The sequence below is a fragment of the Alsobacter sp. SYSU BS001988 genome, assembly GCF_054796215.1.
In genome coordinates, this window is the sequence record NZ_JBTAMK010000019.1 from 83,928 (window position 1) to 92,264 (window position 8,337).

Here is an 8,337-nt window from a genome sequence, read left to right on the forward strand (position 1 = left end):
ATGGCCCGTGCGATCACCCTTCCGATGCATTACCGCGTCAACCCGGTCGGGCTGCTGGCGTTCGCCGTCATCCTGTTCTGGAGCGTGGTGGCGCTATTAGCGCCGCAATTGGCGCCGCACGGGGTCGGCGACATGGTCGATCTGGACTATTTCGGCCCGATGTCGCGCGAATTCCCAATGGGAACCGACTATCTCGGCCGGGACATGCTCTCGCGCATCCTCCTGGGCACGCGCTACACCGTCGGCATCTCACTGGCGGCGGTCTCCATCGCGTGCTTCACAGGCGTGACGCTAGGCATGGCGGCCGCCGTGACGGGCGGCTGGTTCGACACCGTGCTGAGCCGCTTCCTCGACGCCCTGAATTCGATCCCGAGCAAGCTTTTCGGCCTCGTGGTCGTAGCCGGCGTGGGCTCGTCGATCCCGGTGCTGATCTTCACCATGGCGGTGATCTACACGCCGGGCTCTTATCGCTTCGCGCGCGCGTTGGCTGTAAACGTCAACACCATGGACTTCATCACGGTAGCAAGGGCTCGAGGCGAGGGCGTCTTCTACATCATTCGGTCCGAGATCCTGCCCAACATCCTGGGTCCGGTCTTCGCCGATGTGGGCCTGCGGTTCGTGTTTATCGTCCTGCTCCTGTCCGGCCTGTCCTTCCTGGGCCTTGGCGTGCAGCCCCCCAACGCCGACTGGGGCGCGCTGGTGCGGGAGAACATCAGCGGCCTGCCGTTCGGGGCGCCCGCCGTCATGTTCCCGTCCATCGCGATCGCCAGCCTGACCATCAGCGTCAACCTGCTGATCGACAATTTGCCGAAGAAGATCCGGGACCGGGGCGCATGATGGGCAATCTGGTCGAAATCCGGGATCTCAAGGTCGGCGCGACCACGGACTCAGGCCGTCGCGTCGAGATCATCAAGGGCGTCCACTTCGATATCGCGCCCGGCGAAATCGTCGCCCTGATCGGCGAGAGCGGGTCGGGCAAGACCACGATCGCGCTCACGTTACTTGGCTATGCCCGCGCCGGATGCGAGATCCACGGCGGATCCGTGCGCGTGAACGGCCGCGACATGGTGGCGCTTAGCGAGAAGGAGCGCGCGCGGGTGCGCGGCACGGAAGTCGCCTACGTCCCCCAAAGCGCTGCAGCGGCCTTCGATCCGGCCATGCGTGTGATTGACCAGGTCGTCGAAGTCGCGCGCATTCACGGCCTGATGCCCGACGCGGAGGCGCGCGCCCGCGCGGTCGACCTGTTCCGGGCGCTTTCCCTTCCCAATCCCGAAACCATCGGCCAGCGCTACCCGCATCAGGTCTCAGGGGGGCAACTACAGCGTCTCTCCGCCGCCATGGCGCTGATCGGCGATCCCAAGCTGGTTATTTTCGACGAGCCGACGACCGCTCTGGACGTCACAACGCAGATAGAGGTGCTGCGCGCCTTCAAAGCCGTGATGAAGCAGCGGCGGATCGCGGGCGTGTACGTGTCGCACGACCTGGCCGTGGTGGCCCAGATCGCGGATAGGATCGTGGTGCTTCGCGGCGGTCAGGTCCAGGAGATCGGCGCAACGGCGGAGATCCTGTCCGCGCCAGCCCACCCCTACACGCGCGAACTCCTCGCGGCTTTTCGGCCAAGCGTGGACGCGCAAGCTGCGTCCACCGAGGCCACGGCGGCGCAACCCGTGCTCGAGCTGCGCGACGTGGTGGCAGGCTACGGCGCCCTGAACTCAGACGGGTCCCCGACGATCACCATCGTCAAGTCCGTCAGCCTCAGCCTGCAAGCCGGGCGCAACCTCGGCGTGATCGGCGAGTCCGGTTGCGGGAAATCGACCTTGGCCCGCGCTATCGCGGGCATTCTCCCGCCGGCGTCCGGGGCCATCCTGTTCGATGGCAAGCCACTGCCGCGCGCCGCGAAGGACCGTACGCGCGAGCAACTACGGCAGATCCAGATCGTCTTTCAATCTGCCGATACGGCCCTGAACCCGGCCAAGTCGATAGCCGAGATCCTGGGACGGCCGCTCGATTTCTACCATGGCCTGAAGGGCCGTGACGCTCAGTCTCGCGTCGACGCCCTGCTCGACATGGTGCACTTTCCGCGCGCCTTGCGGGAGCGCCGCCCCCCGGAGCTGTCGGGTGGCCAGAAGCAGCGCGTCAACCTGGCCCGCGCGCTCGCGGCCGATCCCCGGATCATCCTGTGCGACGAGATCACCTCGGCGCTCGACACCGTCGTGGCGGCGGCGATCATCGACCTGCTCAAGGAACTGCAACGTGAGCTGGGTCTCTGCTATGTATTTATAAGCCACGACCTTCCCACCGTGCAGGCCGTGTGCGACGAGATCGCGGTGATGTTTGCGGGCGAAAAGATCGAACAGATGCCCCGGTCGCACATAGGGGCGCGCGACCATCACCCCTACACTAAACTTCTTTTCGCCTCCGTGCCGAAGCTGGATCCCAGCTGGCTGGATTCCATTGAACGCGACCCCGAGCTTGTCGCCGCGCTGGCCAGGCGGTAACACGTCCGGGGCGCACTCAGGGTGGCGCGGTTTGCATGAAACTCGACCAGATCGACGTCAAGATCCTCGCCGAGCTGCAGAAGAACGGCCGCATCACCAACGTGGAGCTGGCCGGCATCGTGAACCTGTCGCCAAGCCCCTGCCTGATCCGCGTCCGAAAGCTGCAGGACGAGGGCTATATCACGGGCTATTCGGCCACGATCAACGTGGCCAAGCTCGGCCAGGCGCTCACGGTCTTCACCGAAGTCACCCTCAAGAATCACCGGCAGATCGACTTCGCCCGTTTCGTCGCGACGGTCGAGAAGCTCGACTCGGTGATGGAGTGCCACCTCATCTCGGGCGGCTACGACTATCTGGTGAAGTTCGTGACGGCCAGCATCGCCGAGTACCAGTCCATCATGGAGCGGCTGATCGACCAGGACGTCGGTATCGACAAGTATTTCAGCTTCGTGGTCCTGAAATCGCCGGTGGTGAAGAACCGCGTCCCGCTCGCCACTTTGTTTGATCGCTGATCGGACGTGGGAACTGCCGTTCGTCGCTCAGGCGTCGACACAAAATGCCGCGCCGCAGGTTCACTGCAGGGCATGCTCCCTCCGGGTTTCGCTAGGATGGCGCTGTTCCGGAGATTCGCCATGCATGCCCCGTTGAAGCAGATCGACGCCACGCCCACCTTACCGCGCGAGGCGGACGTCGTAGTGATCGGCGGTGGGGTGGTCGGGACCTTCACGGCCTACTACCTCGCCAGGCGCGGGCTGAAAGTGGCGCTGGTCGAGAAGGGGCGTGTCGGGGCCGAGCAGTCCAGCCGGAACTGGGGGTGGTGCCGGCAGCAAAACCGTGACGCCCGCGAGTTGCCCCTGGCCACCAAGAGCCTGTCGCTCTGGGACGAACTGGCGGCCGATCTTGGCGAGGACGTGGGCTTTCGCCGTTGCGGGCTGCTGTACCTCAGCAATGACGAAGCGGAGCTGGCGGGCTGGGCCCGGTGGGGCGCCTTCGCCCGCCAGGTTGGCGTCACGACGCAAATGCTGGACGGCGACGAGGCCTCCCGGCGGGGCTCCGCCACGGGGCGGCGCTGGAAGGGCGGGGTGTTTTCGCCCACGGACGGCGTCGCCGATCCGAGCCGGGCCGTTCCGGTCACCGCCCTTGGCGTGATGAAACACGGCGGCGCCGTGCTTCAAGGCTGCGCCGCCCGTGGCCTGGAGCTCACCGGCGGAGGGGTCAGCGCAGTGGTCACCGAGGCCGGCGTCATCCGCACCCGCACGGTCGTGATGGGGGGCGGAGCCTGGGCGTCCTCCTTCTGCAACCAGCTTGGGGTCCGATTTCCCCAGGCTACGATCCGATCGTCCATCCTCGCGGTGGGGCCGGGAGACCAGGCCATTCCCGACGCCTTGCACACGAGGGCCGTATCCGTCACCCGTCGCGGGAACGACGGCTACACCCTTGCGATCAGCGGTGGGGCGCGCGTCGACCCGACCCTGCAACAGCTTCGCTTCGTGCGTCATTTCGGACCCATGTTCGCCAAGCGCTGGCGCAGCCTCGCGCCGGGGGGCCTTCAGGCCTGGCGGGCCGGACACGAAACGCTGTCCCGCTGGCGGCTGGACGCTCCCACACCGATGGAGTCCTGCCGCATCCTGGATCCCGCCGTGGACGAAAGGCAGATCCGCCTGACGCACCAGCGCGCGGTGGAGCTTTTGCCTGCGCTTTCATCTGCCCCGATCACCGCCGCGTGGGCCGGTTACATAGACAGCACGCCGGACGGCGTCCCAGCGATAGGCGAAATCGAACCCGTGCCCGGTTTCATTCTCGCCGCAGGCTTCAGCGGCCATGGGTTCGGCATCGGCCCCGGCGCGGGGCATCTGATCGCCGACCTCATCACCGGGGCGGAGCCGCTAGTCGACCCCGAACCTTATCACCCCCGCCGTTTCGCGGCCTCGGCCAGGGGCAAGGTGGCCGACTTCTAGCTCCAATGGTGACTTTTCGGCGACGTGGGTACCACCTCAGCGTCATTGAGCTGGCCGGCCGCGACCCAAGCGGCCCGCGATAGCGGAGCCCGACTCGTCGCCGTCCAGGTCCAAGCGCAGGGCGCGGCCGCGTTCCTGCGAGACAACCGGTACCCGCGACACTAGGGGCGCGAAAGCGTCACGGTTGAACCTCAGTCGCTTGTCATTGCCGGCGGGGACCACGCGCCGGCAATCCGGGAACGAGCTTCGACCGAATCTCGGCATTATCGGACTCGGCCCTGACGTGGAGCCGCAGTGGCTGGTTGCGAAAATTCTCCGAGGACCCCGAGACGTACATTTCGAAAATGCACTGGGGCTGAGCCCCTTTGATACGCAGGCGTTCAGTATTCATGCGGGAATTGGCATTGCTCACTTTGTCGCGGGTCGTTACGGGATCTCGACAAAGTGGCTAGAGAAAGCACGTCTCACTAACCCTAAGGCGATCTGGATCAATCGAAACCTTGCGGCTGTCTACGCGCTTGACGGACGAACGAGCGAGGTCAGGGCGTCAGTTCAGAAGCTTCAGCAAAGTTACCCAGGTCTCACCGTCGGTGACACTCGTGCGGTTCAGCCTTCGAGCGGGCGCTCGATATCGCATGTGCAGGCTTGAGGCAGGTCGGTCTTCCTGACTGAACGTATCTTCGGATTCAATCAATGATCTTTTCATAAAGGCGCCGATAGGCTTGGGCGGGGCGATTCCATGAAACATCAGCCGCCATGGCGTTACCGCGCAGTACAGCCATATCAGCGGGGCTGAAAAAAATGGCTGCGGCCCGGTCAATGGCGTCCTGCAAGGCCCCCGCGTCGATGTCGCGGGCCACGATGCCGGTGGCCACGCCGGCTCTCTGAGCCATGTCATTCGCGTCTATCACTGTATCCGCCAGGCCGCCAACGCGGGTGACGATCGGGGGTGAGCCGTAGCGCAGCGCGCAAAGCTGAGTGAGACCGCAAGGCTCAAAGCGGGATGGAACTAAGATGAAATCCGACCCGCCCTGAATGAGGTGGGCAAGCGCTTCGTCGTATCCGAACACACATCCGACCGAGCCGGGCCATGTGGCGCTGGCCCGGCGATAGCCTTCCTCCAGATTCGCTTCGCCTGCGCCTAACAGCGCGAGCTGGCCACCCTTGGCCACCATATGCGGAAGCACAGCAAGCAAGAGGTCGAGCCCTTTCTGCCAAGACAAACGGCTCACCACTCCCACCAGCAACGCATGCGGATCCGGCCTCAGGCCAAGGCGCCGCTGCAAGGCCTGCTTGGCCTTGACCTTGCCTTCCAACCTGGTGGAGTCATAAGGCTCAGGCAGATGCGGATCGCAGGCGGGGTTCCAGACGCCGACGTCGATTCCGTTCAATATTCCAGAAAGCCGATCCGACCTGTGCCGCAGGAGGCCATCTAAGCCCATGCCTGCCTGGGGTTGCTGTATTTCTCGGGCGTAGGTGGGCGACACGGTCGTGATGCGGTCGGCGAATCGAAGCCCGGCTTTGAGGAAGCCGACGCCGCCGAAATACTCGACGCCGTCGATCTGGAGGGATTCCGGCGGCAGGCGCAAGGAGCCCAGCAGCTCCGGCGCGAAGCGGCCCTGAAAAGCCAAATTGTGGATGGTCATCACCGTCCCCGGCCGCTCCTCGCTGGCATAGTGCAAATAGGCCGGCGCCAAACCGGCCTGCCAGTCGTGGGCGTGCACCACTTGGGGCGTCGGCAACGGCGTCCGGCCAAGACCGATCTGCGCCGCCACCCAGGAGAGCGCGCCAAAGCGCAGGGCGTTGTCAGGCCAGTCGCGTCCAGACGCGTCAGCATACGGGCCGCCCGGGCGATCGTAGAGATGCGGCGCTTCCAGCGCCAGGAGGTCGAGGCCTGCTGAGCGGGCGCGCAACAGGCGCGCAGGTCCCCCAAAGACGTCCTTGGACGCCGACACGGGTTCGACGCCCTGGAGAGCTTTGAGCACGGCCGGATAGCCGGGCATCAAGGTCGTAACCTCGACGCCCTTCGTTCGCAAGGCTTGCGGCAGCGCGCCGGCCACGTCGGCCAGACCGCCCGTCTTGACCAGCGGAAAAACTTCGGAGGCGACGGCCAAGATACGCAAGCTCATGCGCTCGTCGCGCTCACAAGCCGCTCAATCATCGGTCGGGTGATCAGGCAGAAGCCCCTCTCCGTGCGGCGGAAGCGCGCGGCGTCAAGGTCGGGATCCTCGCCTACGACGAGGCCTTCGGGAATTTCGACGCCGCGGTCCACGACCACGTTGCGCAAGCGGACGGAGCGAGCGATCTGGGCGTAAGGGAGGGCCACAACGTTCTCCAATTGCGCGTAGGAGTGCACGTTGACGCCGGTGAACAAGAGTGAACGCCGCAGGGTGGCGCCGGAGATGATGCAGCCGCCGGACACCAGCGAGGACACCGCCATTCCTCTGCGCCCGTCCTCGTCGTGAACGAACTTTGCAGGCGGTACGATCTCGCTGAACGTCCAGATCGGCCAGTCACGATCATAGAGGTCGAGCTCCGGACGGGGATCGGCAAGATCCAAATTGGCTTCCGCGTAGGCATCCACGGTGCCGACATCGCGCCAGTAGGGCGCCGCTTCCACGCGCGAGCGCACGCAGGAGCGCGCGAAATGATGGGCGACCGCCTTGCCGCTGGCAACGATGGAGGGAATGATGTCTTTGCCGAAATCATGGCTGGAGGCGAGATCTTCAGCGTCGCGGCGCAGCAAGTCCATCAGGAAGCGTGTCTCGAACACGTATATGCCCATGCTCGCCAGGGCGACGTCAGGGCGCCCCGGCATGGCGGGCGGATCTTTGGGCTTTTCCAAGAACGAGATGATGCGGTCATGCTCGTCCACATGCATGACTCCGAAACCCGCGGCTTCCACGATGGGGACTTCGAGACAGGCCACCGTGACGTCGGCCCCCTGCTCGACATGCTGCTGGAGCATGAGCTCGTAATCCATCTTGTAGATGTGGTCGCCCGCCAGCACGACCATGAACTTCGGGTCGTAGCTCGCGATGATGTCGGCGTTCTGGTGGACGGCGTCCGCGGTGCCGCGGTACCAGACATCCTCGGATAGCCTCTGGCTCGCGGGCAGGATGTCGAAACTCTCGTTGCGCTCGGGACGGAGAAAATTCCAGCCGCGCTGCATGTGTCGAATGAGGCTGTGGGCCTTGTACTGGGTAGCGACGCCGATGCGCCGGATGCCTGAATTGAGCGCGTTTGACAGAGTGAAGTCGATGATCCGGGATTTACAGCCGAAATACACGGCGGGTTTGGCGCGTTTGTCAGTCAGTTCCAGCAGCCGGCTGCCGCGCCCGCCGGCGAGCACGTACGCCATCGCGTGGCGAGCCAGCGGCGCGCTGCGCCACCGCGCCTCGGACACGGACCGCAGTTCCTGAACGGCCATCGCTTCCTCCCAGTTCGTGCGCGCACAGACACCTTCGGGCTGTGCAGGGGCAGCATACCAGCTCAGGTGACAGTCGTGTCTGATGAGAAGCTTCACCAATCGATCGACCGCCGGATAATGCAGCTGCTAAGCCGCTTGAGTTTCGGTTAGGTTCATTCGACCCTTCCGCAGCCGAGCGCGAGAGCGGCACTTTCACGATCCGCCCGCTGCCTGGCTTCAGCAACGGCGCTTTGGGGCCAAGTGTCTCGTTCGGCAGCTCGGGCACTAGCGAATCTAGCGCGAGTTTTCGGATCGCCCTGCGGCCGCCTCGGTTTAGACCGCGCGGACACGGCGGGATCGTCGGAAGAGCGATCCCGCGTCATCAAAGCAGGTTAGCGTGGCGCGCCCACATCGCGTCCTGGGTCACGCCGAGCAGCCGCATGAGGCGGTGGACCAGCAGCTCGGTCGCACC

6 protein-coding genes are annotated in these 8,337 nt (G+C 65.0%); 4 read left to right on the plus strand and 2 right to left on the minus strand.

The annotated features are described in order from the left end of the window. From ACYVO7_RS23260 to ACYVO7_RS23275, 4 genes are all read left to right on the plus strand, one after another. Positions 1 to 837 carry an ABC transporter permease gene (locus ACYVO7_RS23260; RefSeq protein WP_460452150.1) on the plus strand — a complete coding sequence of 279 codons (837 nt, stop codon included), beginning with the start codon at positions 1 to 3 and terminating at the stop codon, positions 835 to 837. After that, positions 837 to 2,498: an ABC transporter ATP-binding protein gene (locus ACYVO7_RS23265; RefSeq protein ID WP_460452158.1), complete on the plus strand. Its 1,662-nt coding sequence runs from the start codon at positions 837 to 839 to the stop codon at positions 2,496 to 2,498. The genes ACYVO7_RS23260 and ACYVO7_RS23265 overlap by 1 nt, the downstream gene beginning before the upstream one ends. 35 nt (positions 2,499 to 2,533) lie before the next feature. Continuing rightward, positions 2,534 to 3,010 carry an Lrp/AsnC family transcriptional regulator gene (locus ACYVO7_RS23270; RefSeq protein ID WP_460452151.1) on the plus strand — a complete coding sequence of 159 codons (477 nt, stop codon included), beginning with the start codon at positions 2,534 to 2,536 and terminating at the stop codon, positions 3,008 to 3,010. 120 nt (positions 3,011 to 3,130) lie between these two features. Then, on the plus strand, positions 3,131 to 4,456 hold the full coding sequence (locus tag ACYVO7_RS23275; protein ID WP_460452152.1) for an NAD(P)/FAD-dependent oxidoreductase: 1,326 nt from the start codon (positions 3,131 to 3,133) through the stop codon (positions 4,454 to 4,456). Between the two features lie 686 nt (positions 4,457 to 5,142). Here ACYVO7_RS23275 and glgA read toward each other — a convergent pair. After that, positions 5,143 to 6,585: a glycogen synthase GlgA gene (gene glgA, locus ACYVO7_RS23280; protein WP_460452153.1), complete on the minus strand. Its 1,443-nt coding sequence runs from the start codon at positions 6,583 to 6,585 to the stop codon at positions 5,143 to 5,145. After that, entirely contained in the window at positions 6,582 to 7,886 is a 1,305-nt protein-coding gene (glgC, locus tag ACYVO7_RS23285; RefSeq protein ID WP_460452159.1) for a glucose-1-phosphate adenylyltransferase, read from the minus strand. Before glgC ends, glgA begins: the two co-directional genes overlap by 4 nt. Positions 7,887 to 8,337 lie beyond the last annotated feature (451 nt).

What these genes read in the sequence shown, in the direction of transcription:
- ACYVO7_RS23260 (WP_460452150.1), top strand. Translation starts at nt 1, where the DNA reads ATGGCCCGTGCGATCACCCTTCCGATGCATTACCGCGTCAACCCGGTC.
- ACYVO7_RS23265 (WP_460452158.1), top strand. Translation starts at nt 837, where the DNA reads ATGGGCAATCTGGTCGAAATCCGGGATCTCAAGGTCGGCGCGACCACG.
- ACYVO7_RS23270 (WP_460452151.1), top strand. Translation starts at nt 2,534, where the DNA reads ATGAAACTCGACCAGATCGACGTCAAGATCCTCGCCGAGCTGCAGAAG.
- ACYVO7_RS23275 (WP_460452152.1), top strand. Translation starts at nt 3,131, where the DNA reads ATGCATGCCCCGTTGAAGCAGATCGACGCCACGCCCACCTTACCGCGC.
- glgA (WP_460452153.1), bottom strand. Translation starts at nt 6,585, where the DNA reads ATGAGCTTGCGTATCTTGGCCGTCGCCTCCGAAGTTTTTCCGCTGGTC.
- glgC (WP_460452159.1), bottom strand. Translation starts at nt 7,886, where the DNA reads ATGGCCGTTCAGGAACTGCGGTCCGTGTCCGAGGCGCGGTGGCGCAGC.